The sequence below is a fragment of the Azospirillum canadense genome, assembly GCF_025961225.1.
In the GTDB taxonomy this organism is placed as follows: Bacteria; Pseudomonadota; Alphaproteobacteria; order Azospirillales; family Azospirillaceae; genus Azospirillum; species Azospirillum canadense.
In genome coordinates this window covers 543,282-566,498 of the sequence record NZ_JAOQNG010000004.1, presented here as the reverse complement: position 1 = coordinate 566,498, position 23,217 = coordinate 543,282, and the positions used below count along the sequence as shown (strand labels likewise).

Here is a 23,217-nt window from a genome sequence, read left to right as displayed (position 1 = left end):
ACCCGCCGCCCCCGCCTGCCGCGACACCGGGCGCCAGCGGACAGCCGGTGGCCTGGAGTCCGTGGATCGTGCGGGCGGCCGTCTTCGGGCTGGCGCTGGTCCTGGTCGTCGCCTTCTTTACGCGCTGGGATCTCTGGGTCGGTTCCAGCATCCGGCAGACGACCAACGACGCCTACCTGCAATCCGACACCACGCCCATTGCGGCCCAGGTGTCGGGCGTGGTCCGCTCGGTTCCGGTCGCCGACTTCCAGCGGGTGAAGACCGGCGACCTGCTGGCCGAGATCGTGGACGCCGACTACCGCGCCAAGGTCGCCCAGGCGGAGGCCGCGCTGAACGCCGCCATCGCCGCCATCCAGGCGCTCGACGCCCAGAAGATCACGCAGCGGACCCTCATTGAGCAGGCCAAGGCCAACGTGAAGGGGCTGGAGGCCGACGCCTGGCGCACCCGCCACGAGGAGGACCGCCAGACCGAGCTGGCCGAACGCGGGCTCGCCGGCACCCAGCAGGCGCTCCAGCAGGCCCAGGCGGCGGCCCAGCGCGCCGCTGCGGCGCTGGAGGCCGGGCGCGCGCAGATCGACCAGCAGACCGCGATCCTTCAGGGACTCGACGCCCAGGCGCAGCAGGCCCAGGCCACGCGCGAGCAACGCGACGCCGAACTGGCGCTCGCCCGCATCAGCCTGGGCTACACCCGGATCACCGCCCCGGCGGACGGCATGGTCGGGCAGCGGCAGGTGCGGCCCGGCCAGTATGTGGGTCCGGGCAGCCAGATCATCACGCTGGTGCCCCTGCCCCGGGTCTGGGTCGTCGCGAACTACAAGGAAACCCAGATGACCCGGATCCGCATCGGCCAGCCGGCCAGCGTCCGGGTCGACGCCTATCCGGACGCGGACCTGCACGGCCATGTGGAGGCCTATTCACCGGCCAGCGGCAGCCAGTTCGCCCTGCTGCCGCCGGAGAACGCGACCGGCAACTTCACCAAGATCGTGCAGCGCATCCCCGTAAAGATCGTGCTGGACGAGCCGAACCCGCTGGAGGACCTGCTGCGCCCCGGCATGTCGGTGGTGGTGACCATCGACACCAGCAACGCCGGGTCCCGCCATCTCGCCTCCGCCAGCGAGGGCGGGTCGTGACCGACCAGATCGCCGATGGGGCTCTGCCGGCGGTTCCCCGCCCCCGCTTTCGGTTGCCGCTGGGACCGGCGATCACCACCCACCCCTACATCGGCATCCTGGCGGTGCTGCTGGGCGCCATCATCTCGACCCTGACCTCGCGGATCACCGCCTTCGGGCTGTCCGACATCCGCGGCGCCATCGGCGCCGGCTACGACGAGGGGGCGTGGATCACGACATCCTACACGGTGGCGCAGATGCTGGTGGCGCCGGGCGCCGCCTTCCTGGGCGTGGTCTTCGGGCCGCGGCGGGTGCTTCTGGTCTCCTCCGCCACCTACGGGCTCGCCGTTCTGGCGCTGCCGCTGACCGGCTCGTTGCCGGGCGTGCTGGTTTGCCAAGTGCTGGCCGGCCTGTCGTCGGGCACCTTCATCCCGCTGACCATCGGCTTCATCGTCCGCAATCTGCCGCCGCAGTTCCTCGTCTACGGCCTCGCCATCTACGCCATGAACGTGGAGCTGTCGCTGAACGTCTCCGCCTCCATCGAAGGCTGGGTGTCGGAGAATCTAAACTGGCACTGGATCTTCTGGGACACTGCCCTGCTCGCCCCGCTGATGTGGATCTGCGTCTGGTTCGGCATGCCGGCGGAGCGCACGCGGACCGACCTGCTGAAAAGCGGGGACTGGTGGGGCATCGCCTACGCCAGCATCGGATTCGCACTGGTCTACGCCGCACTCGACCAGGGAAACCGACTGGACTGGCTGAACTCCGGCCTGATCAACGGCCTGCTGCTGGCAGGCCTGCTGCTGGTCGCCGCCTTCGTCGTGCAGGAGATGACCTGCGACAACCCCTGGATCAACTTCCGCGCCCTGGTCCAGGGCAACATCCTTCTGCTGTGTCTGCTGCTGGTCATGGTCCGGCTGGTCATGCTGTCCACCGCCTACATCATCCCGCAATACCTGATTACCGTGCACAATTTCCGCGGGCTGGAGGTCGGCGACACGCTTCTGCTGATCGCGCTGCCGCAGTTCCTGCTGGCGCCGGTCGTCGGCACGCTGCTGCGCTACGCCGACCCGCGCGTGGTCATGGCCGTGGGCTTCGCCGCCGTGGGAATGGCCTGCTTCCTTGCCTCGCACCTGACCGCGGAGTGGGTCAGCGAGACCTTCCTGCCCTCGCAGATGCTCCAGGCCTTCGGCCAGTCCTTCGCCTTGACGTCGTTGGTCTTCTTCAACGTGAAGAACCTGAACCAGACGCACATCCTGACGTTGGGTGCGCTGCTGCAGACCTCCCGCCTGCTGGGGGGCGAGCTGGGGGCGGCCTTCATCCAGACCTTCGTGCGGGTGCGGGAGCAGTTCCACTCCTTCACGCTGGGCATGAACATCGAGTCCGGCGATCCCGCCACCGTGCAGCGACTGGCCGGCACCGCCGCGCGGGTGGTCGCCCGCTCCGTCGGTCATGGCGAGGCTGCGGACCGCGCGGCGGCGCTGCTGGCCGCCACCGTGCGCTCGCAGTCCTACGTCCTGGCCTACATCGACGGCTTCGTCGTGATCGGCTGGTTCATCATCGGGGGCCTGCTGCTGATCGCGCTGCTCCGCCCCGCGCCGGGGAGCTGACCGCCGCCGCGATCATCCGCCGTCCCCGATGTTGAAGAAAACCCGCGCGCTTGGAGTGGCGCGGAGGAAGAGCCATCGAGGGATCCCATGCCGACCTTGTCCGGAAACTACGACAGTTTCGCCGCCAACGGCTGGGCCGTGAACGCCAACGTCTGGAATCCGGGACGCTACCAGAACGGCCGTGATTTCACCCAGACGATCACCGTCCCGGACGCCAACGCCACCACCCAGGGCGCCGCCACCGCAGGCACCGCTACCCCGGGCACCGCGTTTCCCAGCGGGACGGCCATCTCCTGGAGCTGGCCCTACGACAGCCGGCGCGCGCTGACCTACGACAACTACCCCGTGCGGGCCTATCCGGAGCTGACCTACGGCGCAAGCCCCTGGGGCAACGCCCCCTCCACCACGGTCAACCTGCCGGCGCGCATCGGCGACGTGCAGAACCTGGACATTGGCTACAACTTCGGCATCACGGGCGACCCCAGGCTCTACAACGTGGCCTTCAGCCTGTGGATCAGCGACGACCCGTCCAAGGGGCTGGCCGGCGTGACGGACGAGGTGATGGTGTGGGTCCACAGCGGCTACTTCACCCCGGCCGGCCAGCAGGTGGCGAAGCTTACGGACCAGACCGGGACGGCCACCCTGTGGAACAAGAAGGTCTTCAGCGGCGGGGTCGACACCAACCCGGTGAACTGGGAATACACGGCCGTCAAATACGACCAGGACCAGCTGGCCGGCACCTTCGACGTGGACGCGTTGATGAAGACGCTGGTCGACCGGGGAATCGTCGCCAGGGACGACTGGCTGCTGGGCGTCCAACTGGGCTCGGAGGTCACCGCGGGCGCGGGGTCGCTGAACATCGCGAACCTAGCCGTGAACTTCATGGGCGCACCGCCGCCCCCGACCATTCCCCCCGGCACCGTCGGCACGCCCGCGACACCGACACCAGCGCCGGCACCGGCTGCCGCCGCACTGCTCCCCCAGCCCGACAGCGGCGTTATCGCCCCGCCGACGCTCTCGTAACGGCCTATTCGGTCTCCAGCACCTGCCGATCGCGGCCGGCGGCGACGCCGAACAGCGTGGCGGCCAACGTGATCGCGATGACCAGGATGCCCGTCGCTCCCCAGCCGCCGGTGCGGTCGTGCAGCAGGCCCGCCGCCAGGGGCCCAAGGGAGGCGAGCGCGTAACCGACGCTCTGCGCCATGCCCGACAGTTGGGCGGCGATGTGCGAGTCGCCAGAGCGCAGCACGATGATGGTCAGGGCGATGGCGAAGGACCCGCCTTGCCCGATGCCCAGCAGCGCCGACCAGCCCCACAGCGACCAAAGCGGCGCGAACAGGCAGCCGAGCAGGCCGGCCAGCGTGCAGCCCAGCACGACCACCACGGCAAGGCTCTGCCCGCGCGACCGCGTCGCCAGGATGGGGGCCACCAGGGATGAGCCGACCTGCACCATGATGGAGGCCGAGACGACCAGCCCGGCGGTCACCGGTTCCACCCCGCGGTCGCGTAGGATCACCGCCAGCCAGCCGAAGACGATGTAGGCCAGCGAGGATTGCAGCCCCATGAACAGGGTCACCTGCCAAGCCAGCCGGTCGCGCCACAGCCCGCCCGCCAGCCGCGCGGCCCGCCGCGCCGCGTGCGCCGCCGGGGACGGGGCGAGAACGGCCCAGATCACCGCCGCCGCCAGGGCAGGCAATGCCCAGCAGGCGAGCGCCAGCGACCAGGACCCGTGCAGCGCACGCGCGAGCGGCAGCGTCGCCCCGGCCGCCAGCGCCGCCCCGGCGCAGAGGCCCATGGTGTAGACGCCGGTCATCAGCGCGGGATGGTTCGGGAAGTCCCGCTTCACGATGCCGGGCAGCAGCGCGCCGATGATGCCGATCCCGGCCCCGGCGGCGACGGCCCCCAGCGCCTGCGCCGGAAAGGCCGGCACCGCGCGCAACCCGATCCCCGCCGCCAGGACGATGAGGGTCAGCAGGACGACGCGCTCGCTGCCGTGCCGGCGGGCAAGCCCCGGCGCCAGCAGCCCGAACACGCCCAGGCACAGCACCGGCAGCGTGGTCAGCGCGCTGGCCATCGTCGCGGACAGGCCGGTGTCGCGCACCAACTCCGCCAGGATGGGCGCCACGCTCGACAGGGCCGGGCGCAGGTTCAGCGCCACCAGCACCAGCGCGACACCCAACAGAATCGGGTGCCGCGACGGCGGCGACGGTTCCGCGTCCTCCTCCGCATCAATGAGAAGCTCGTCGGCGAGTGTCGGCTCGGCCCGGTTATCCCCGTGCCGAACAATGTGCGTGCCGTGCATGATGACTCGAACGTGCGATCCGTGGGGCCGAATGCGAACGGCCACGCCGGACGTTCGGTCCGGCGTGGCGCGCTGGGCAGGGACCCTAACAGGATCAGGCGTCGAAGAACACGGTCTCGTCGTCGCCCTGGAGGTGGATGTCGAAGCGGTACGCGACACCGCCCCCCGTCTCCACCCGCTTGGCGACCAGGGTGGCGCGCCGATCCGCCGGCACGCTCTGCAGCAGCGCGTCCTCCGCGTTCGCCCCCGCCTCGTCGTCGAAATAGAGGCGGGTGAAGGCGTGGGAGAGCATTCCGCGGGCCAGCACCGTCACGTTGACGTGCGGCGCCTGCCCGTCGCCCAGCGCGCCCGGCTTCACCGTGTCGAACCAGTACTGGCCCTGCCCGTCTGTTCCCGTGCGGCCGAAGCCGGTGAAGTGCGGGTCAATCTCCACATGGTCGCGCGTGTCGGCGGGGTGGCGGTAGCGGCCCGCGGCGTTGGCCTGCCACAGCTCGATCACCGCGTCGACCACCGGCGCGCCGGTGCCGTCGAAGACGCGGCCCTCGATGCGGATGCGCTCGCCGCGCGTCTCCTGGTCCACCATGGTGCTGCTGCCCAGCCCGACGCGCCCATAGGATTGCGGTGTCAGCGCGTAGGCGAAGTATGGGCCGACGGTCTGGCTCGCGGTCTGTTTCAGCATGGCTCAGCCCTCCGTCGGGGTCTCGTTGCGTCCGCGCAGGACGATGTCGAACTCGTAGCCGAGCGCCCATTCCGGCTCGGTCACGTCGATGGAGAAGCGGGACACCAGCCGTTCCCGAGCCCCCTCCGGCACCCCGTTGTAGATGGGGTCGAGCGGCAGCAGCGGGTCACCGGGGAAATACATCTGGGTGACCAGCCGCGTCACGAAGGACGGCCCGAACAGCGAGAAATGGATGTGCGCCGGCCGCCACGCGTTGTGGTGGTTGCGCCAGGGGTAGGCGCCCGGCTTGATGCTGATGAAGCGGTAACGCCCGTTCTCGTCGGTCGCGCAGCGGCCGGCCCCGAAGAAGTTCGGATCGAGCGGCGCGTCGTGCTGGTCCCATTTGTGGACGTAGCGGCCGACGGAGTTGGCCTGCCAGACCTCCAGCAGCGTGTTGGGCACCGGGCGGCCGTCCTCGTCCAGCACGCGGCCGGTGACGATGATGCGCTCGCCCAGCGGCTCCCCGTTGACGCGGCCGTTGCGGGTCAGGTCGGCGTCGAGCGCGTCCAGGCTCTCGTGCCCGAAGACCGGCCCGGTCAGCTCCGACAGGGACGCCTTCATCGGAACCAGCGGTTTGCGCGGGGAGCGCAGGACGGTCGACTTGTACTCCGGGCTCAGGTACGGCGGGTGCTGGCTCCAGTCCCGCGGCCGGTAGCCGGGGGATTTTGCGTCGGTCATGGGTGTGTCCTCCTGAAAGTCTCTTCTTTTATGTTGCCAAGCCCCGCCAACACCCGGTCGATGAAGGCGTTCGCGGCGCCCACGTAGCCCAGCGGGTCGAACAGGCGATCGAGCGCGGCACCATCCAGCGCCTCCGTCACCCGCCTGTCCTCCTCCAGCACGGCGCGCAGGGGGCGTTTTTCCGATGCGGCGCGGCGGCTCGCCTCGGCGACGAGGCTATGGGCGACCATGCGCCCCATGCGGTCGCCGAGCGCCATGGTCACCGCCTCCGCCATGATCAGGCCCTGGGTCAGGTCGATGTTGCGGCGCATGCGCTCCGCGTCGATCTCCAGCCCGCCGAAGGCCTCGGCCGCGTGGTGGGCAGCGCCGGCGACCAGCCGGCACAGGTCCGGCAGCGCCTGCCATTCCGCGTGCCAGCCGCCGAGGCCCCGCTCATGCTCCTGCACCATGCCGGCGAGCAAGCCGCCGACCAGCGCCGGTGCGCGCACCGCCGTGGACAACAGCACGGCGGAGGCCACCGGATTGCGCTTGTGCGGCATGGTGGAGGAGCCACCGCGGCCGGGTGCCGCCGGCTCGAAAGCCTCGCCCACCTCCACCTGCATCATGAGTGACAGATCACGCCCCAGCGTGCCGAGCGTCCCAGCCAGCAGCCCGAGCGCGGTCGCCAGTTCCACCACCCGGTCGCGGCTCGCGTGCCAGGGCAGCGCCGGCAGGGGCAGGTCCAATTCCTTCGCCAGGGCCTTCGCCACCGCCATGCCCCGGTCGCCCAGCGCGGCCAGAGTCCCCGCCGCCCCGCCGAACTGGAGCGCCAGCCTCCCCCGCGCCGCCGCCAGCCGCTCCCGGTCGCGGGTCAGCGCGTCGAGCCACCCCGCGGCCTTCAGCCCGAAGGTGGTCGGCAGCGCGTGCTGAAGCCAAGTGCGGGCGACCATCGGCGTGGCTCGGTGCTTGTCCGCCAACGTGGCGAGGCTGCCGCACAGCCGCTCCAGGTCGGCGTCCAACGCATCGACGAAGGCGCGGAGTTGGAGCACCAGCCCCGTGTCCATGGCGTCCTGGCTGGTGGCGCCCCAGTGGACGTAGCGCGAGGCTTCCTCGTCCGCCTCCTTCACCTTGCGGGTCAGGTGCTTGACCATCGGGATCGCCGTGTTGCCGGCCAGCGCCGCCTCGGCCCCGAGCGCGTTCAGGTCATAGAGCGACGCGTCGCAAGCCTTGGCGATGGCCGCCACCGCCGTGCCGGGAATGACGCCGACCGCGGCCTCCACGCGGGCCAGTGCCGCCTCGAAGTCCAGCATCCCCTGTAATCGGGCGCGCGGCGCGAAGAGGCGGGCGGCCTTCTCCGTGGTGAACAGCGGGTCGAGGAGCGGATCGCCCCAGGCGACATCGTCCATGGCGGTCAGGCCTCCTGCCGGTCCTCGTCTTCCATCTCCGCATAGATCCGCTTGGCGAGCGCGATGGCGGAGTTCGCTGCCGGGACCCCGGCGTAGACGGCGGCCTGGATCAGGATTTCCTTCACCTCCTCGCGGGTCACGCCGGTGTTGCGCGTGGCGCGGATGTGCAGGGCCAGTTCATGCTCCTGCCCCAGGGCGGCCAGCATGGCGATGGTCAGCATGCTGCGCGTCCGCACGTCCAGCCCCGGCCGGGTCCAGACGGAGCCCCAGGCGGTCTGCGTGATGAAGCGCTGGAAATCCCGGTCGAAGTCCGTCGCGCGCTGGGTGGAGCGCTCCACATGCGCCTCCCCCAGGACGGCGCGGCGGACCGCCATCCCGTTCTCGTACAGGTCATCGGCCATGGCCGGTCGCTCCCAGGAAGTCCAGGATCAGGGCGTTCATCGCGTCCGGCCGCTCCACGCAGGGGATGTGCGCGGCGTCCGGCAGGACGGCGAGGCGGGCGCCGGGGATGGTCGCGGCCAGTTGCTCGGCCTGCGCGGGCGGGGTCGCCACGTCATGCTCCCCGACAATGACCAGCGTCGGGCAAGCGATGCGGCGGTCGTCCTCCGTCAGGTCGGCGTCGCGGATCGCCCTGGAGCAGCCGATGTAGCCCTCCGCTGTGGTCCGCGCGACCATGGTGACGTAGCCGCGCACGCGGCCTTCCTGCTCCGTGCGGAACCGTTGCGTGAACCAGCGCGCCATCACGCCGGACGCGATGGCCTCCATGCCGCGCTCCTCGATGGCGGCGATGCGCGTGTCCCAGACCTCCGGCGGGCCGATGACGCTGGCGGTGTCGCACAGGATCAGCGAGAGCACCCGCTGAGGCGCCTTCGCGGCCAGCCGTTGCGCCATCATCCCGCCGATGCTGAGCCCGCAGACATGCGCCCGTTCGATGCCCAGCGCATCCAGCAGGCTGAGCGCGTCGTCGGCCAGCGTATCCATGCTGTAGGCGCTGGGCGTCGCGTCGGTCAGCCCGTGCCCGCGCATGTCGTAGCGCAGCACGCGGTAACGCTTGACGAGGTCCGGCACCATGTCGTCCCAGATGTGGAAGCTGGTGCCGATGGAATTTGCGAACAGGATGACCGGAGCATCCGACGGACCTGCGAGGTCATAATGGACCGTGATGCCCCCAGCAGCGATGAACGCCATGCGTTTCCCTCCTCTTCTTCTTAATCCCCTCTCCCCCTGGGGAGAGGGTTAGGGTGAGGGGGTTGCGCTTTTGCCGAACGTACCAGCGAAGCCTTGCCCCCACTCCAACCCTCCCCCGCTGGGCGGGGGAGGGAGATTGGTCACACCCGCTCGATCAGAAGGGCGATGCCCTGGCCGACGCCGATGCACATGGTGCACAGGGCGTAGCGCCCACCGGTCCGCTCCAGCTGGTACAGCGCCGCGGTGGCGAGCCGCGCGCCGCTCATGCCAAGGGGGTGGCCGAGCGCGATGGCGCCGCCGTTGGGGTTCACATGCTCGGCATCGTCCGGCAGCCCAAGTTCTCGCAGCACCGCAAGCCCCTGGGAGGCGAAGGCCTCGTTCAGTTCGACCAGATCGACCTTGCCGATGGGCAGGCCGACCCGCTCCAGCAGCTTTTTCGTGGCCGGGGCCGGGCCGATGCCCATGATGCGCGGCGGCACGCCGGCCGTGGCCGCCCCGACGATGCGGGCGCGCGGGGTCAGGCCGTGGCGCTTGGCGGCGGCTTCCGACGCGACCAGCACCGCGCAGGCGCCGTCGTTGACGCCAGACGCATTGCCGGCGGTCACCGTGCCGTTCGGGCGGACGATGGGCTTCAGCTTGGCAAGCGCCTCCAGCGAGGTCTCGCGCGGGTGCTCATCCACGCTGACGACCGTGTCACCTTTGCGACCCTTCACCGTGACCGGCACGATCTCCTGCGCCATCAGCCCGTCGCGGATCGCACGGGCGGCGCGTTGCTGGCTGCGGAGCGCGAAGGCGTCCTGGTCGGCGCGCGACACGCCGAAATCCTCGGCCACGTTCTCGCCCGTTTCCGGCATGGAATCCACGCCGTATTCCGCCTTCATCCGGGGATTGACGAAGCGCCAGCCGATGGTGGTGTCGTACATCTCCGCGGCGCGGGAGTAGGCCGTATCCGCCTTGCCCATGACGAAGGGGGCGCGGCTCATGCTCTCAACGCCGCCGGCGATCATCAGCGCCGTCTCGCCGGCCTTGATGGCGCGGCCCGCGGTGGCGATAGCGTCGAGGCCGGAGCCGCACAGGCGGTTGATGGTGCTGCCCGGCACCACGTCCGGCAGCCCGGCCAGCAGCGCGGACATACGGGCGACGTTGCGGTTGTCCTCGCCGGCATGGTTGGCGCAGCCGTAGATCACGTCGTCCACCGCGGCCCAGTCCACGCCCGGGTTGCGCGCCATCAGGGCGGCGATGGACACGGCGCCCAGGTCGTCGGCGCGCACGGCGGACAGGGACCCGGCGTAGCGGCCGATCGGCGTGCGGATGGCGTCACAGAGGAATGCGTCGGTCATGATTATCCTTCCCCACCAGCGGATTGGCCGTGGGCTTTGGCGGTGTGGGCCAGGAGGTCGCGCAGGGCCTCCAGTTCATGAGACTGCGGAACCGCGGTGGTCGTCAGGTCCGGGCTGACCTTCAGGTCCCAGCCGGTGGCAGCCTTCACCTGCTCCACCGTCACGCCCGGATGAACGCTGGTCAGCGTCAATTCCCTAGTCACCGGATCCGGCGTCAGGATGCCAAGGTCGGTGATGACCGCGGCCGGTCCCTTGCCCGGAATGCCCGCCTTCTCCCGCGCGTCCCCGCCGTCGAGGTAGCCGGCCGACGTGATGAAGGGCAGCTTGTTGACGAAGGCCTTCGTGCTCTGCTTCAGCACGATGAAGACCTCCTTCGCTTGGGAGGCGATCTCCGGCGCGCCGCCGGCGCCCGGCAGGCGGACCTTCGGGTTCGCGTAGTCGCCGATCACCGTCGTGTTGATGTTGGCGAAGCGGTCAACCTGCGCCGCCCCCAGGAAGCCGACGTCGATGCGCCCGCCCTGCAGCCAATAGCGGAAGATCTCCGGCGTGCTGACGACCGTGTCGGCGGTCAGCGCCAGTTCGCCGTCGCCGATGGACAGCGGCAGCACCGTCGGCTTGGCGCCGATCGGGCCGGATTCATAGATCAGCACCACGTCCGGCGCGTGGGTCAGCCGCGCGAGGTTGGCGGCGGTGGAGGGCAGACCGATGCCGACGAAGCAGACCGTGCCGTCCTTCAGCAGGCGGCTGGCCGCGACGGTCATGATCTCGGTCGCGGTGAATTCCAGAACGCCAGTGTTGGTTTTGAGAGCGTCCATCACACCGCCTCCTTGCTCTTCGTCGTCTCGGCGAAGACGCGCTTGAACTCCTCGAAATCCGCGGTGTTGCGGACGTGGCGGTCGATCCAGGCCGTGAAGGCCTCGCGCGAGCGGGAGATGGCGTCCCAGGCCTGGTAGAAGCGGTTGTCGCGCTCGTAATAGTCCTGGGCGTAGGATGGGTAGGCGCCGCCCGGCACGTGGCAGACCGCCGCGACGGCCCAGCGCGGCAGAACGCAGGCGTTGGGCGGGGCGTCCAATTCGTCCACCACCTCCTCCACCGTGACGATGGCGCGCTTGGCGGCCAGCACCGCCTCCTTCTGCACGCCGACGATGCCCCACAGCAGCACGTTGCCGCGCCGGTCGGCCTTCTGCGCGTGGATCACCGTCACGTCCGGCCGGATCGAGGGGATCGCCGCCAGCTTCTCCCCCGTGAAGGGGCATTCGATGAAGCGGATGTTCGGGTTGACCTTCGGCAGGTCGGAGCCGGTGTAGCCGCGCAGCACCGCGAAGGGCAGGTTCGAGGCGCCGGCGACATAGGCGTTCGCTAGGGCCGCGTGGCTGTGCTCCTCATAGGCCAGCGGCCGGGGCCAGCCCTGCTCGATGGCGTCGCGGAAGCGGTGGAGCGACCCCACGCCCGGATTGCCGCCCCAGGAGAAGATCAGCTTCGATGCACAGCCGGAGCCGATGATCTGGTCGTAGATCAGGTCCGGCGTCATGCGGACCAGCGTCAGGTCCGTCTTGCCCTGGCGGATGATTTCGTGCCCGGCGGCGTGCGGGATGAGGTGGGTGAACCCCTCCAGCGCCACGGTGTCGCCGTTCTGGATGATGTCGGATACCGCCTCGTGCAGAGGCGTGAGCCGCGCCATGAGACAACCCTCCCAAGCATGCGGTGAAAAGTTGGTGCGATTACCGCACTCATGTTCATTCTTCGCACATCATGAAAGCCGCCCTTGACCCTTGTCAAGGGCGAATATGGCTGTTATTGTTCGCTTATCGCCCATAATGCCGGGAAATCCCAGTATTTCAGCGGTCCCAACAAGTTACCAGGGAAACAAAATGGCTGGGATGAAAAAGACGCATGGGGGAACCCCGCCCACTCCGGCGGAAGCCGCCGAAAGCCCGGGTTCCGACCGCGAGGAGGGCGCCGGCGACCCGAACTTCATGACGTCGCTGGCCCGTGGCCTGTCGGTGATCCGGGCCTTCACGGAACGCAGCCCGAACCTGACCATCGCCGACATCGCGAAGATCACCGGGCTGCCGCGCGCCGCCGCGCGCCGCTGCCTGCTGACGCTGATGCAGCTGGGCTATGTCGGGACGGACGGGCGGACCTTCTTCCTGAAGCCGAAGATCCTGGCGCTGGGCTATTCCTTCCTGTCCTCGGCCCCGCTGGCGACCATCCTCGACCCGCTGATCGAGCAGGTCAGCGGTGCGCTCCAGGAATCCAGTTCCGCCGCCGTGCTGGACGAGGACGAGGTCGTCTACATCGCCCGCGCCGCCACCAAACGCATCATGTCCGTCGGCCTGAACGTCGGCAGCCGCCTGCCCGCCTATTGCACCTCCATGGGGCGCGTCCTGCTGGCCCACCTGCCGGAGGCGGAGTTGGACGCCTATTTCGCGCGCGTCGAACTGAAGGCCTTCACCGAACGCACCATCACCAACCCGGACGTGCTGCGGCGCGAGTTCGAGCGGGTGCGCGAGCGCGGTTTCGCCCTCGTGGACCAGGAACTGGAGCTGGGACTGCGCTCCGTCGCCGTGCCGGTGCGAACGGCGTCGGGCACCGTGGTCGCGGCCATCAACGCCAGCACCCAGGCCGCCCGCGTCACCTGTCCGGAGATGGAGGCGCGCTTCCTGCCCCCGCTGCACCACGCGGCCGAGGAGGCGCGGGTGCTGCTGGTCCGCAGCCATGTGAACTGACAAGTTAGTGCGATAAACGCACAATCAGATAAATATCGCACTTGACGGGGCCGGGCGCCGCGCTTAGGCTTTTCGCAACGCTGCGACGGGAACCGTCGCGCGCCGCCCGATAAGACACTAAAGTCCCGTCAACCCTGGCCAACAGGGTGGCGGGCAGAAGCGGCGATGGAAAGCGGCGAGACACCGGCCCCATCCATGGAATGGGGTCCGGAACAACGAATTGGGAGGGACGATGACCAAGACATTGCGCAGGGCTCTGCTCGGGGCCGTGTTCGTGACGGCGTCCGGCGCGGCGCTCTGCGGCGGTACGACCTGGGCCGCGACCATCAAGGTGGGCGTGATCGCCCCCTTCTCCGGCCCCTTCGCGACAGCCGGCCAGACCTTCAAGCAGGGCATCGAGATTTATCAGGCCCAGCACGGCAAAACGGTCGGCGGCGACACCATCGAGTTCGTCTACAAGGACCTGGACCAAGCCAATCCGGCGCAGAGCAAGGCCCTGGCGCAGGAGTTGATCGTCAAGGAAAAGGTCGGCTACCTCGCCGGCTTCTTCTTCACGCCCGACGCGCTGGCGGTCGCCCCGCTGATCGACGAGGCGAACATTCCTTGCGTGATCTTCAACGCCGCGACGTCCGCCATCACCGAAAAATCGCCGCGCTATGTCCGCACCTCCTTCACGCTGTGGCAGAACACGGTGCCGCTGGCCGAGCACATGGCCAAGCAGGGCATCAAGAAGGTGGTGACCGCGGTCAGCGACTACGGCCCGGGCATCGACGGCGAAACGGCCTTCAAGCAGACTTTCGAGAAGGCCGGCGGGCAGGTCGTGGACAGCATCCGCATGCCGCTGAAGTCCACGGACTTCGCGCCCTTCATGCAGCGCATCAAGGATTCGGGGGCGGAGGCCATCTACGCCTTCCTGCCCGCCGGCCCGACCACGCTGGGCTTCGCCAAGGCCTTCAACGACACCGGCCTGAAGGCCGCGGGCATCAAGTTCTTCGGCCCCGGCGACATCACCCAGGAACCGGACCTGCCGGCGCTGGGCGACGCGGCGGTCGGCATCACGACCACCTTCAACTACAGCCAAGCCCACGATTCTGAGATGAACCGCCAACTCCTGGCGAAGGCCAAGGAGCTGTTCGGCTCGTCCGATCTGGTGACCTTCAGCACGGTCGGCGCCTACGACGGCACCCACGTCATCTACAAGATGGTCGAGGCGACGGGCGGCAAGCCTGACGGGTTGAAGGCGGTGGAGGCGGTCAAGGGCATGGCCTGGGACAGCCCGCGCGGTCCGCTGAAGATCGACCCCAACTCCCGCCACGTCACCCAGACCATCTACCTGCGCGTGACCGAGCGGAAGGACGGCAAGCTCCAGAACACGGAGATCGCCAGCTTCCCCGACCAGCCGGACTACGGCTACAAGGGCGGGAAGTAACCCTCTCCCGCTTCATTCCCCCTCTCCCCACCCAGAAATATTGGGGGCGGAGAGGGTCGGGGTGAGGGGGTTGCAGGGGGACCGAACAGTTCGGCAACAGCCGGACCCCCTCACCCTAACCCTCTCCCCAGAGGGGAGAGGGGATTAAGGCGGGAGTCCTTCATGGAAACGGTTTTCGGCATCGTCGTGGACGGCGTCGCCTACGGGATGATTCTGTTCATCATCTCGGTCGGGCTGTCGGTCACGCTGGGCCTGATGCGGGTGGTCAACCTTGCGCACGGTGCCTTCGCCATGGTCGCGGGCTACATCGCCTCCTACGCCGCACAGAGGCTCGGGCTGCCCTACGCGGCGGCGCTGGTCGTGGCGGTGCTGCTGACCGTGGTCGCCACGCTGCCGATGGAACGGCTGCTCTACCGCCGCATCTACGGCTCCGCCAACGAGCTGAGCCAGGTGCTGCTGACCATCGGCCTGACCTTCGTGATCGTGGCCGGCATCAACTACCTGTTCGGCCCCACGCTGAAGCGCATCCCGTTGCCCGACGCACTGCTCGGCACCGTGTCGATCGGGCCGAAGTCGATCCCGGCGCACCGCGCCTTCGTCATCGGCATGGGCGCCGCGACCATCCTCGGCCTCTGGTGGCTGCTGGAACGCACCGACTTCGGCATCAAGCTGCGCGCCGCCGTGGACGACCCCAACATGGCCGCCGCACTCGGCATCCGGACGGAGCGGCTGTACATGGCGACCTTCGCGCTGGGCACCGGGCTGGCGGCCATGGGCGGCGTGCTGGGGGCGGAGCTGCTGCCGCTGGAGCCCTACTACGCCATCCGTTACATCGTGCTGTTCCTGGCAGTGGTCGCCGTGGGCGGGGCCGGCAGCATCTTCGGCTCAGCCGCCGCGGCGCTGGCGCTGGGCATCGTGGACACGGCGGGCAAGTACCTGATCCCGAACTTCGGGGAGTTCTTCTTCTACGCCGCCCTGATCCTGATCCTGTTCCGCTGGCCGCACGGCTTCTTCCACGGGAGATCCGCATGAGCGCCGTGGCGACCAACCGGCCCCGGCGCGAGACGGCGGGCCGCCGGCTGCGGCGCGCCGCGCTGGACGGGGCCGCCGTGCCGGTCATGGCGGTGCTCGGGCTTGCCGCCTTCTGGCTGTTCCCCGACGACCTGGGGCTGATGACGCGCATCGCCGCGACGGCGCTCTACGTGCTGTCGCTCGACCTCGTGCTCGGTTTCGGCGGCATCGCCACGCTGGGGCAGGCGGCCATGTTCGGCACCGGCGCCTACGCCGCGGGCATCGCCGCGGTGAACCTCGTCAACGAACCGATCACCCTGCTGGCCATCGGCGGCGTCGCGGGCGGGCTGATCGCGCTGGTGACCGGTGCCTTGATCCTGCACGCCCGCGGCCTGACCCTGCTGATGCTGACCATCGCCGTCGTGCAGATCGTGCAGGAGGTCGCCAACAAGGCCCGCGACTGGACCGGCGGCAGCGACGGCCTGTCGGGTATCGACCCGGCCCCGGTGCTGGGCCTGTTCCGCTTCGACCTATACGGTCGCACCTCCTACCTGTTCGCGCTGGCGGTGCTGATCGTGGGCTATCTGGTGGCGCGGCGCATCGTGCGCTCCCCCTTCGGGCTGGCCTGCCGCGGCGTGAAGGAGGATCCGCTGCGCGTCGCCGCGCTCGGCGGTTCGCCCAAGCGCTACCTCGTGACGCTCTACGCCGTCGCCGGGGTGTTCGCCGGGGTGGCCGGGGCGCTGACCGCGGTGACCAGCGGCATCGTCGGGCTGGACAGCGCCAGCTTCTCCTGGTCGGCGGAGGCGCTGGTCATGCTGGTGTTGGGCGGAACCGGGCGGCTCTATGGTGCTGTCATCGGCACGGTCGCTTTCATGACGATTCACCACATCCTCGCCTCCAGCGACCCGTTCCACTGGATGCTGTTCATCGGCCTGTTCCTGATGGCCATCGTCCTGTTCGCGCCGGGTGGCATCACCTCCGGCATTGAACGCGTCGTCCACCGCCTGAAAAGAGGCCGCGCATGACCACGGCGCTGCTGGAGGTCGAGGGGCTGAGCAAGAATTTCGGCGGCCTCCAGGTCTCCTCCGACATCACGCTGGACCTGAAGGCGGGCGATCGTTGCGCGCTGATCGGGCCGAACGGGGCGGGCAAGACGACCTTCGTGAACCTCGTCACCGGCGTCCTGGCGCCGACCGCCGGCACCATCCGGCTGGAGGGGCAGGATGTCACCACGCTGTCCGCGGAGGCGCGGGTGCGCCGCGGCCTGATCCGCTCCTTCCAGGTGGCCCGCCTGTTCCGCAGCATGACGGTGCGGGAGCATCTGGAACTGGCCGTCCTTGAACGCGAGCGGAAGACCTTCCGCCTTTTCGCTTCGGTCCGGCGGATGCCGGGTCTGGCCGATGAGGTTGCCGGGCTGCTCGACGCCATGGGCCTGGGCGCCGCGGCGGAGACTCCGGTCGGCACGCTGGCCTACGGGCAGCAGCGGCTGCTGGAAATCGCGCTGGCGCTCGCGCTGAAGCCCAAGGTGCTGATCCTGGACGAGCCCGCGGCCGGCGTGCCGCATTCGGAAAGCCACCGCATCCTCGACGCGCTGGACCGGCTGCCCGCCGACCTCGCCGTGCTGATGATTGAGCACGACATGGACCTGGTCTTCCGCTTCGCCCGGCGCATCATCGTGCTGGCGCAGGGGCGCCTGCTGTGCAGCGGCACCGCGCAGGAGATCGCCGCCGATCCGCGCGTGCGCGACGTTTATCTGGGGAGCCGCGCGCATGTCCACCAATAGAGGCCGCCTGGAAATCGCCGGCCTGACCGCCGGCTATGGCCAGACCCGCATCATCGAAAACCTGTCCCTGACCGTGCCCGCCGGTGGGCGCCTTGCCCTGCTGGGGCGCAACGGAGTCGGCAAGACGACGACGCTCGCCACGCTGGTCGGGCAGACCACGCGCCACGGCGGCACCATCACGCTGGATGGGGTGGAGTTGGGCCGGCTTGGCTCCTCGGCACGGGCGGCGGCGGGGCTGGGCTACGTCCCGCAGACGCGTGACGTCTTTCGCTCCCTGACCGTCGAGGAAAACCTCGTCACCGGCCTGAAGGGCCGCCCGCGCTCCGCGCTGGAGGAGGCCTACGCCCTGTTCCCCCGCCTCGGCGAGCGGCGCCGCAACGGCGGCGGCGAGTTGTCCGGCGGGGAGCAGCAGATGCTGTCGGTCGCCCGCGCTCTGCTCGGCCAGCCGACCGTGTTGCTGCTGGACGAACCGCTGGAGGGTCTGGCCCCTGTGATCTGCGACCTGCTGATGCAGGCCCTGTCGCGGCTGTCCATGAGCGTGATCCTGGTGGAACAGCAAGTCGACCGCGCCCTGGATTTCGCCGAAGAGGTGGTTATGCTCGACCGCGGCCGGGTGGTGCATCAAGGTCCGGCGGCGGAGGCGAGGGCCGACCACGCGCTGCTGGAACGGCACCTGGGCGTGGTGCCGGCGGGGTGACGGGAGAGTGGTCGTCTTGGGCTCTCCTCCCTACCCCTCCCCCAGTCCCTCCATCGTCCCGGCGTTCGGGCACACCCGGCGGTGGGCGTCCAGGTCATCATCGCTCAGCAGGCGTCGGCAGGCCCGTGTGATGCCGCAATGGGCGCAGGTGCGCTGAAGGTCGTGCATCACCTCCCTCTGCTCACGGTCGAGGGCGTCCGCGTCGATGCCGTGGCAGGCGAGCGCCAGCGGCAGAAGTTCGTTCACATGGCGGGCGTGGAGGATGTCGAGCAGATCGGCGTCGCTCATCCCGGTGTCGTCCCGCAGACGGCTGCGGTCGTGCGGGTCCAGCGCTTCAAGCTCCCCGGTGCCGGCCACCTCCCGGATCAGGCGGGCCAGCCAACCCTTGGACGGCATCACGGTCATGGCGGCCTCCTGCGTTGCTTATCGAACGCTAGATCCGCCGCCGGGGGCGGAGCCTTGATCCACGTCAAGGCCCCGGCGCCTACTCCTTAATCGATCGGCAGCCCCACATAGTTTTCGGCAAGCGCGGTGGCCGCCGCGCGAGAATGGACGACGTAGTCTAGGTCAGCCAAGTGTATTCGCTGCTCAAACGGAGTCTCGGCCTCGTTCCGGTGCAGCATGGTCGTCATGTACCAGGAGAAGCGTTCCGCCTTCCAGATGCGGCGGAGCGCGGTGGCCGAGTATTGCTCCAGCCGCTCCATCCGGCCCGACCGGTAATAGTCCACCAGCCCGCGCGACAGCACCACCACGTCGGCGACCGCGAGGTTCAGCCCCTTCGCCCCCGTGGGCGGCACGATGTGCGCGGCGTCGCCGGCGATGAACAGGCGGCCGTGCTGCATCGGGTCGCAGACGAAGCTGCGCATGGCGATGATGCCCTTCTGGAAGATCGGCCCCTCCGTCAAGCTCCAGCCGTCCTTCGTCGCCAGCCGGGCGTGCAATTCCGACCAGATGCGGTCGTCCGACCAGTTGGCGATGTCGTCCTTCGGATCGCACTGGATGTAGAGGCGCTGGATTTCCGGCGAGCGGGTGCTGAGCAGGGCGAAGCCGCGCTCGTGGTTCGCGTAAATCAGCTCCGGGTAGGAAGGCGGCGCCTCCGTCAGGATGCCCAGCCAGCCGAACGGGTAGACCTTCTGGTATTCGGTCCGCGCCGCTTCGGGAATCGCCGGACGGCTCGGCCCATGGAACCCGTCGCAGCCGGCGATGAAGTCGCAGTGGATTTCCTCCACCTCACCGTCCCGATCCCGCCGGTACCGGATTTTCGGACGGTCGGTGTCGAGGTCGTGCAGGCTGGTCTCGCCAACGTTGAAGACGATCTCGCCGCCGTCCTCCAGCCGCGCCGCGACGAGATCGCGGATCACCTCGTGCTGGGCGTAGACGGTGACGCGCTTGCCGCCGGTCAGGCCCTCCATGTCGATGTGGTGGCTCTTGCCGTTGAAGCGCAGCGTAATGCCGGAATGGAAATGCGCCTCCCGCATCATGCGGGCGCCGAGGCCCATCTCGTTCATCAGGTCGACCGTCCACTGCTCCAGCACGCCGGCGCGGATGGTGCCCTCGATCTCGGCGCGATTGCGATTCTCGACGATGACGGACTCGATGCCCTGGCGGTGGAGAAGATGCGCCAGGAACAGGCCGGCCGGCCCCGCCCCAATGATTCCGACCTGGGTGCGGCGCACGCGGGCTCTGCCACGGTTCACCATGCTCTGTCTCCTCCCATCGGCGCCGGACGTTATTGTTCGTTACACCAACATTTTCAAAGATGATGCACCCGACGGGGAAGCGCAACGGATCCTCTTGGTGCCTTGGTGCCAAGGTGGTGAATCCCCACCGGCCGGCCGCCCCGGAATGATGCTTTTGCCCAGGTTGCGCCAAGCTTCAGCCCGTTGATACCATTGCCGCCAAATGTCCGCTTGGCGAACCAAGCGATAATAGGATGGCTTGGGAGGATCGACGATGGACCGCGCGCAGACGGCGCACATCGACGAGCTTGTCCGCGTCTCGGAAGGGCGGGCGTCGGAGCGTGACGCCGTCATCCGGGATTCCTGGCGCCGCTGCGTCGCCGACCACAAGCTCGACCCGGCGGTGCGGCGCGAGGCCTACATCCTGCCGCATGAGCGGCTGCGCGTGCACCGCGACGCTATGGACGAGTTCCTGCGGATGGCCCGCTTCGGGCTGGAGGCGCTGTACCGGCAGGTGGCTGGCATGGGCTATGTGCTGCTGCTGACCGACAGCAACGGCATCACCGTCGACTTCATCGGCGACCCGACCTTCGACAACCACCTGCGTCGCGCCGGGCTCTATCTGGGCGCGGACTGGAACGAGGGGCGCGCCGGCACCTGCGCGGTCGGCACCTGCATCGCCACGGGCGAGCCGCTGACCGTCCACCAGACCGACCATTTCGACGCCACCCACATTGCCCTGACCTGCACGGCCTCGCCCGTCTACGACAGCGGCGGGGAACTGGCCGCCGTGCTGGACATCTCCGCGCTCCGCTCGCCAGAGCCGAAGATCAGCCAGCACTTGGCGCTCCAGATGGTCCGCGCCTACACGCACAAGATCGAGAACGCCAACCTCTACAACAACTTCCGGCGGGAGTGGGTGGTTAAGCTCTCCGCCTCGCAGGAGTTCGCGGAGGTCGATCCGGACGTGGTGATCGCGCTGGACGGGGCCGGGCGCATCATCGGCTTCAACCACCGCGCCGCCGAGGTCCTCCTACCGGGCGACAACGGCGGGATGCCGCTGCTCGGCCGATCCTTCGCCGACCTGTTCGAGGCGGAGGTGGGCGACCTCGTGCGCTTCGTACGCTCCATGCCGTCCGACCAGCGCACGCTGCGGCTGCGGCGCTGCGGCACCTCCCTGTTCGCGCAGGCCATGCCGCCGCCGACCGTCGCCGTTCCGCGGCCCCGCCCCGTTGAGGAAGCCACGCTTCCCGAACCGCTCCAGGCCGTGTCGGGCGGCGACCCGGCGTTGCAGTCCATGCTCGGGCGCGCGGCGAAGCTGGTGAACACGCGCATGAGCCTGCTGATCCACGGCGAGACCGGTACCGGCAAGGAGCATTTCGCCAAGGCCCTGCACCGGGCGAGCGTGCGGGCGCGCAAGCCCTTCGTCGCGGTGAACTGCGCCGCCCTGCCGGAATCCCTGATTGAGAGCGAGTTGTTCGGGCACGAGGCCGGCTCCTTCACCGGCGCGGCGGCACGCGGCAAGAAGGGGCTGGTGCTAGAGGCCGACGGCGGCACGCTGTTCCTGGACGAGATCGGCGACATGCCGCTGTCCTCGCAAACCCGCCTGCTGCGCGTGCTGGCGGAGCGGGAGGTGACGCCCGTCGGGCGCACCCGCGCCGTGTCGGTGGACGTGCGGGTCATCGCAGCGACACACCGCAACTTGGTCGACCTCGTGAAGGTCGGCTCCTTCCGCGACGATCTGTATTTCCGGCTGAACGGCGCGGTCTTCACCCTGCCGCCGCTGCGCCAGCGTGGCGACCTCGACTGGCTGATCGGGCGGCTGCTGGCCGAGCGGGTGGAGCGCGAAGCCGTCGACTACGCCCTCTCCGCTCCAGCGCTGGAGGCGCTGCGCGCCTACAGCTGGCCCGGCAACGTGCGGGAGTTGGTCAACGTGCTCGACTACGCCTGCGCCGTCTGCGAGGGCGGGCGCATCGAGTTGGACGATCTGCCGGACCCGGTGCAGCGCAGCGGCGAGTACGAGGCGTGGCCGGCGGGAGGGTTGCCGCCTTCCGTGACGGCCGATGAACAGGCCGACCGCCTGCGCGAAGCGCTGCGGCGGCTGCACTGGAACGTGTCGGCCGTGGCGCGCGACATGGGCGTGGACCGCTCCACGGTGCACCGGCAGATGCGGCGCTACGGGATCGTGCCGCCCCATCGGGAGTGACGCCCAAATACGTCGCCCCGCGAAGGGATTCACCACCAAGACACCAAGGCACCAAGAATCCTCGCATCCAGCATGTGGTGGATTCTTGGTGCCTTGGTGTCTTGGTGGTAAAAACCCATGCAACACCTGTGGCACCACCCTGCAACAGTCCGCGCAACACCGCCCCACCCCACACCCCCGCCAACCCCCGGATTTTAAAGAAAGTCCGCTCCGCCAACAAAATGGCACGCCCGCTGCAATAGCCTCCCCGACGCAGAAGCTGGAAGGGAGTGCAGCGTGGCCCCCGTCGTCGGCATCATCGCCAACCCCGTCTCCGCCCGCGACATCCGCAGGGTCGTCGCCAACGCGGCGAGCCTGCAGATCACCGACCGGGCGAACATCGTCCTGCGCGTCCTGGCGGCGCTCCGCGCCTGCGGGGTGACGGACGTCCTGATGATGCCGGAAAAGGGCGGTATCCGCGGCCATGTGGAGCGCGGCGTCGTCCGCGCCCGCGCGCATGGCGACACGCCCTACCCGGCCATCCACCTGATCGACATGCCGGTTACCGGCACCGTCGCCGACACCCACCGGGCCACCGAGGCCATGCGGCAGGCCGGGGTGGCGGCCATCGTCGTGCTGGGTGGGGACGGCACGCACCGCGCCGTGGTCGCCCATTGCGGCAGCATCCCGGTCGCCGGCATCTCCACCGGCACCAACAACGCCTTTCCCGAACACCGGGAGCCGACCATCACCGGGCTGGCGACCGGCCTCGCCGTCACCGGCAAGGTCCCCGCCCCGGTCGCCTTCGCCGCCAACAAGCGCATCGACGTCTGCGTCAACGGCGGGGAAGTGCGGGAGATCGCGCTGGTCGACGTGGCGATGGTGACGGAGCGCTACATCGGCGCCCGCGCGCTCTATCGGACGGAGAATTTCCGGGAGCTGTTCGTGACCTTCGCCGACCCGGAGGTGATCGGCATGTCGGCCATCGCCGGCCTGCTGGAGCCCGTCGCCCGCGACGAGAGCGGCGGGCTGATGGTCCGCCTCGCCACGCCCGAACAGCGGCAGGCGGGAACCTGCGGCACGATCCTGCACGCCCCGATCGCCCCCGGCATGATCACCCCGGTCGGCGTCACCGACTGGCGTCGCATGCCGGCCGGCGTGCCCTTCGTGCCGGAGATCAAGGCCGGCTCCATCGCGCTGGACGGCGAGCGCGAGGTCTCTTTTTCGGCGCGCGACCGCGTGTCCCTGACGCTCCGGGACGACGCCTTCCGCACCGTCAACGTGGGCGGCTGCATGCGGTTCGCCGCTCAGAACCGGCTGCTGGCCGGCGCCCCGGCGCCGCTGTCGGCGACCGCCTAACAACAACGAAGGGGA

Annotated in this window: 22 protein-coding genes; 11 read left to right on the top strand and 11 right to left on the bottom strand. The window is 69.3% G+C overall.

Annotation, left to right across the window (positions count from 1 at the left end; genetic code table 11):
* Positions 1–68: 68 nt before the first annotated feature.
* From M2351_RS24180 to M2351_RS24170, 3 genes are all read left to right on the top strand, one after another.
* Positions 69–1,130, top strand: a complete 1,062-nt coding sequence (locus tag M2351_RS24180) for an HlyD family secretion protein (protein ID WP_264658606.1) — start codon at positions 69–71, stop codon at positions 1,128–1,130.
* Positions 1,127–2,719, top strand: coding sequence for an MFS transporter (locus tag M2351_RS24175; RefSeq protein ID WP_264658605.1), 1,593 nt, complete (start codon positions 1,127–1,129; stop codon positions 2,717–2,719). Before M2351_RS24180 ends, M2351_RS24175 begins: the two co-directional genes overlap by 4 nt.
* 87 nt (positions 2,720–2,806) lie before the next feature.
* A complete protein-coding gene (locus M2351_RS24170) occupies positions 2,807–3,742 on the top strand; it encodes a GH12 family glycosyl hydrolase domain-containing protein (protein WP_264658604.1) in 936 nt (311 codons plus the stop codon).
* 4 nt (positions 3,743–3,746) lie between these two features.
* Here the strand turns inward: M2351_RS24170 and M2351_RS24165 are convergent, their stop codons facing one another.
* From M2351_RS24165 to M2351_RS24125, 9 genes are all read right to left on the bottom strand, one after another.
* A complete protein-coding gene (locus M2351_RS24165) occupies positions 3,747–5,021 on the bottom strand; it encodes a CynX/NimT family MFS transporter (RefSeq protein ID WP_264658603.1) in 1,275 nt (424 codons plus the stop codon).
* Positions 5,022–5,115: 94 nt separating this feature from the next.
* Positions 5,116–5,700 (bottom strand): protocatechuate 3,4-dioxygenase subunit alpha, encoded by a 585-nt coding sequence (gene pcaG / locus M2351_RS24160; protein WP_264658602.1) that lies wholly within the window; start codon positions 5,698–5,700, stop codon positions 5,116–5,118.
* A 3-nt stretch (positions 5,701–5,703) separates the two neighbouring features.
* The gene (gene pcaH, locus M2351_RS24155) at positions 5,704–6,417 is read right to left on the bottom strand and encodes a protocatechuate 3,4-dioxygenase subunit beta (protein WP_264658601.1); all 714 of its coding nucleotides are present in this window, start codon (positions 6,415–6,417) and stop codon (positions 5,704–5,706) included.
* Positions 6,414–7,802: a 3-carboxy-cis,cis-muconate cycloisomerase gene (locus tag M2351_RS24150; RefSeq protein WP_264658600.1), complete on the bottom strand. Its 1,389-nt coding sequence runs from the start codon at positions 7,800–7,802 to the stop codon at positions 6,414–6,416. The genes pcaH and M2351_RS24150 overlap by 4 nt, the downstream gene beginning before the upstream one ends.
* 5 nt (positions 7,803–7,807) lie before the next feature.
* Positions 7,808–8,203: a 4-carboxymuconolactone decarboxylase gene (gene pcaC, locus M2351_RS24145; protein ID WP_264658599.1), complete on the bottom strand. Its 396-nt coding sequence runs from the start codon at positions 8,201–8,203 to the stop codon at positions 7,808–7,810.
* Positions 8,193–8,990 (bottom strand): 3-oxoadipate enol-lactonase, encoded by a 798-nt coding sequence (gene pcaD, locus M2351_RS24140; protein WP_264658598.1) that lies wholly within the window; start codon positions 8,988–8,990, stop codon positions 8,193–8,195. Before pcaD ends, pcaC begins: the two co-directional genes overlap by 11 nt.
* Positions 8,991–9,130: 140 nt before the next feature.
* Positions 9,131–10,330, bottom strand: a complete 1,200-nt coding sequence (gene pcaF / locus M2351_RS24135; RefSeq protein WP_264658597.1) for a 3-oxoadipyl-CoA thiolase — start codon at positions 10,328–10,330, stop codon at positions 9,131–9,133.
* A gap of 2 nt (positions 10,331–10,332) precedes the next feature.
* The gene (locus tag M2351_RS24130) at positions 10,333–11,145 is read right to left on the bottom strand and encodes a CoA-transferase subunit beta (protein WP_264658596.1); all 813 of its coding nucleotides are present in this window, start codon (positions 11,143–11,145) and stop codon (positions 10,333–10,335) included.
* Positions 11,145–12,011, bottom strand: coding sequence for a CoA transferase subunit A (locus M2351_RS24125; RefSeq protein WP_264658595.1), 867 nt, complete (start codon positions 12,009–12,011; stop codon positions 11,145–11,147). The genes M2351_RS24130 and M2351_RS24125 overlap by 1 nt, the downstream gene beginning before the upstream one ends.
* A gap of 190 nt (positions 12,012–12,201) precedes the next feature.
* Between M2351_RS24125 and M2351_RS24120 the strand changes: the two genes are divergently transcribed.
* The 6 genes from M2351_RS24120 (at position 12,202) to M2351_RS24095 (ending at position 17,979) form a co-directional block, all read left to right on the top strand.
* A complete protein-coding gene (locus tag M2351_RS24120; RefSeq protein ID WP_264658594.1) occupies positions 12,202–13,059 on the top strand; it encodes an IclR family transcriptional regulator domain-containing protein in 858 nt (285 codons plus the stop codon).
* Positions 13,060–13,291: 232 nt separating this feature from the next.
* Entirely contained in the window at positions 13,292–14,488 is a 1,197-nt protein-coding gene (locus M2351_RS24115; RefSeq protein WP_264658593.1) for an ABC transporter substrate-binding protein, read from the top strand.
* A 162-nt stretch (positions 14,489–14,650) separates the two neighbouring features.
* The gene (locus M2351_RS24110; protein WP_264658592.1) at positions 14,651–15,520 is read left to right on the top strand and encodes a branched-chain amino acid ABC transporter permease; all 870 of its coding nucleotides are present in this window, start codon (positions 14,651–14,653) and stop codon (positions 15,518–15,520) included.
* Complete coding sequence (locus M2351_RS24105) at positions 15,517–16,524, top strand: branched-chain amino acid ABC transporter permease (RefSeq protein WP_264658591.1); 1,008 nt, start codon at positions 15,517–15,519, stop codon at positions 16,522–16,524. Before M2351_RS24110 ends, M2351_RS24105 begins: the two co-directional genes overlap by 4 nt.
* Entirely contained in the window at positions 16,521–17,282 is a 762-nt protein-coding gene (locus M2351_RS24100; protein WP_264658590.1) for an ABC transporter ATP-binding protein, read from the top strand. The genes M2351_RS24105 and M2351_RS24100 overlap by 4 nt, the downstream gene beginning before the upstream one ends.
* Positions 17,269–17,979, top strand: a complete 711-nt coding sequence (locus tag M2351_RS24095; protein ID WP_264658589.1) for an ABC transporter ATP-binding protein — start codon at positions 17,269–17,271, stop codon at positions 17,977–17,979. The genes M2351_RS24100 and M2351_RS24095 overlap by 14 nt, the downstream gene beginning before the upstream one ends.
* A gap of 30 nt (positions 17,980–18,009) precedes the next feature.
* On the opposite strand, the gene M2351_RS24090 is transcribed toward M2351_RS24095, so the two are convergent.
* Together M2351_RS24090 and pobA are read right to left on the bottom strand one after the other, a co-directional pair.
* Positions 18,010–18,384, bottom strand: coding sequence for a hypothetical protein (locus M2351_RS24090; protein ID WP_264658588.1), 375 nt, complete (start codon positions 18,382–18,384; stop codon positions 18,010–18,012).
* Between the two features lie 86 nt (positions 18,385–18,470).
* Positions 18,471–19,679 (bottom strand): 4-hydroxybenzoate 3-monooxygenase, encoded by a 1,209-nt coding sequence (pobA, locus tag M2351_RS24085; RefSeq protein ID WP_264658587.1) that lies wholly within the window; start codon positions 19,677–19,679, stop codon positions 18,471–18,473.
* A 253-nt stretch (positions 19,680–19,932) separates the two neighbouring features.
* Between pobA and M2351_RS24080 the strand changes: the two genes are divergently transcribed.
* Together M2351_RS24080 and M2351_RS24075 are read left to right on the top strand one after the other, a co-directional pair.
* The gene (locus M2351_RS24080; protein WP_264658586.1) at positions 19,933–21,864 is read left to right on the top strand and encodes a sigma-54-dependent Fis family transcriptional regulator; all 1,932 of its coding nucleotides are present in this window, start codon (positions 19,933–19,935) and stop codon (positions 21,862–21,864) included.
* A gap of 276 nt (positions 21,865–22,140) precedes the next feature.
* Complete coding sequence (locus tag M2351_RS24075; protein ID WP_264658585.1) at positions 22,141–23,202, top strand: ATP-NAD kinase family protein; 1,062 nt, start codon at positions 22,141–22,143, stop codon at positions 23,200–23,202.
* The last annotated feature ends 15 nt before the right edge of the window (positions 23,203–23,217 follow it).

What these genes read in the sequence shown, in the direction of transcription:
- M2351_RS24170 (WP_264658604.1), top strand. Translation starts at nt 2,807, where the DNA reads ATGCCGACCTTGTCCGGAAACTACGACAGTTTCGCCGCCAACGGCTGG.
- M2351_RS24165 (WP_264658603.1), bottom strand. Translation starts at nt 5,021, where the DNA reads ATGCACGGCACGCACATTGTTCGGCACGGGGATAACCGGGCCGAGCCG.
- pcaG (WP_264658602.1), bottom strand. Translation starts at nt 5,700, where the DNA reads ATGCTGAAACAGACCGCGAGCCAGACCGTCGGCCCATACTTCGCCTAC.
- pcaH (WP_264658601.1), bottom strand. Translation starts at nt 6,417, where the DNA reads ATGACCGACGCAAAATCCCCCGGCTACCGGCCGCGGGACTGGAGCCAG.
- M2351_RS24150 (WP_264658600.1), bottom strand. Translation starts at nt 7,802, where the DNA reads ATGGACGATGTCGCCTGGGGCGATCCGCTCCTCGACCCGCTGTTCACC.
- pcaC (WP_264658599.1), bottom strand. Translation starts at nt 8,203, where the DNA reads ATGGCCGATGACCTGTACGAGAACGGGATGGCGGTCCGCCGCGCCGTC.
- pcaD (WP_264658598.1), bottom strand. Translation starts at nt 8,990, where the DNA reads ATGGCGTTCATCGCTGCTGGGGGCATCACGGTCCATTATGACCTCGCA.
- pcaF (WP_264658597.1), bottom strand. Translation starts at nt 10,330, where the DNA reads ATGACCGACGCATTCCTCTGTGACGCCATCCGCACGCCGATCGGCCGC.
- M2351_RS24130 (WP_264658596.1), bottom strand. Translation starts at nt 11,145, where the DNA reads ATGGACGCTCTCAAAACCAACACTGGCGTTCTGGAATTCACCGCGACC.
- M2351_RS24125 (WP_264658595.1), bottom strand. Translation starts at nt 12,011, where the DNA reads ATGGCGCGGCTCACGCCTCTGCACGAGGCGGTATCCGACATCATCCAG.
- M2351_RS24120 (WP_264658594.1), top strand. Translation starts at nt 12,202, where the DNA reads ATGGCTGGGATGAAAAAGACGCATGGGGGAACCCCGCCCACTCCGGCG.
- M2351_RS24115 (WP_264658593.1), top strand. Translation starts at nt 13,292, where the DNA reads ATGACCAAGACATTGCGCAGGGCTCTGCTCGGGGCCGTGTTCGTGACG.
- M2351_RS24110 (WP_264658592.1), top strand. Translation starts at nt 14,651, where the DNA reads ATGGAAACGGTTTTCGGCATCGTCGTGGACGGCGTCGCCTACGGGATG.
- M2351_RS24105 (WP_264658591.1), top strand. Translation starts at nt 15,517, where the DNA reads ATGAGCGCCGTGGCGACCAACCGGCCCCGGCGCGAGACGGCGGGCCGC.
- M2351_RS24100 (WP_264658590.1), top strand. Translation starts at nt 16,521, where the DNA reads ATGACCACGGCGCTGCTGGAGGTCGAGGGGCTGAGCAAGAATTTCGGC.
- M2351_RS24095 (WP_264658589.1), top strand. Translation starts at nt 17,269, where the DNA reads ATGTCCACCAATAGAGGCCGCCTGGAAATCGCCGGCCTGACCGCCGGC.
- M2351_RS24090 (WP_264658588.1), bottom strand. Translation starts at nt 18,384, where the DNA reads ATGACCGTGATGCCGTCCAAGGGTTGGCTGGCCCGCCTGATCCGGGAG.
- pobA (WP_264658587.1), bottom strand. Translation starts at nt 19,679, where the DNA reads ATGGTGAACCGTGGCAGAGCCCGCGTGCGCCGCACCCAGGTCGGAATC.
- M2351_RS24080 (WP_264658586.1), top strand. Translation starts at nt 19,933, where the DNA reads ATGGACCGCGCGCAGACGGCGCACATCGACGAGCTTGTCCGCGTCTCG.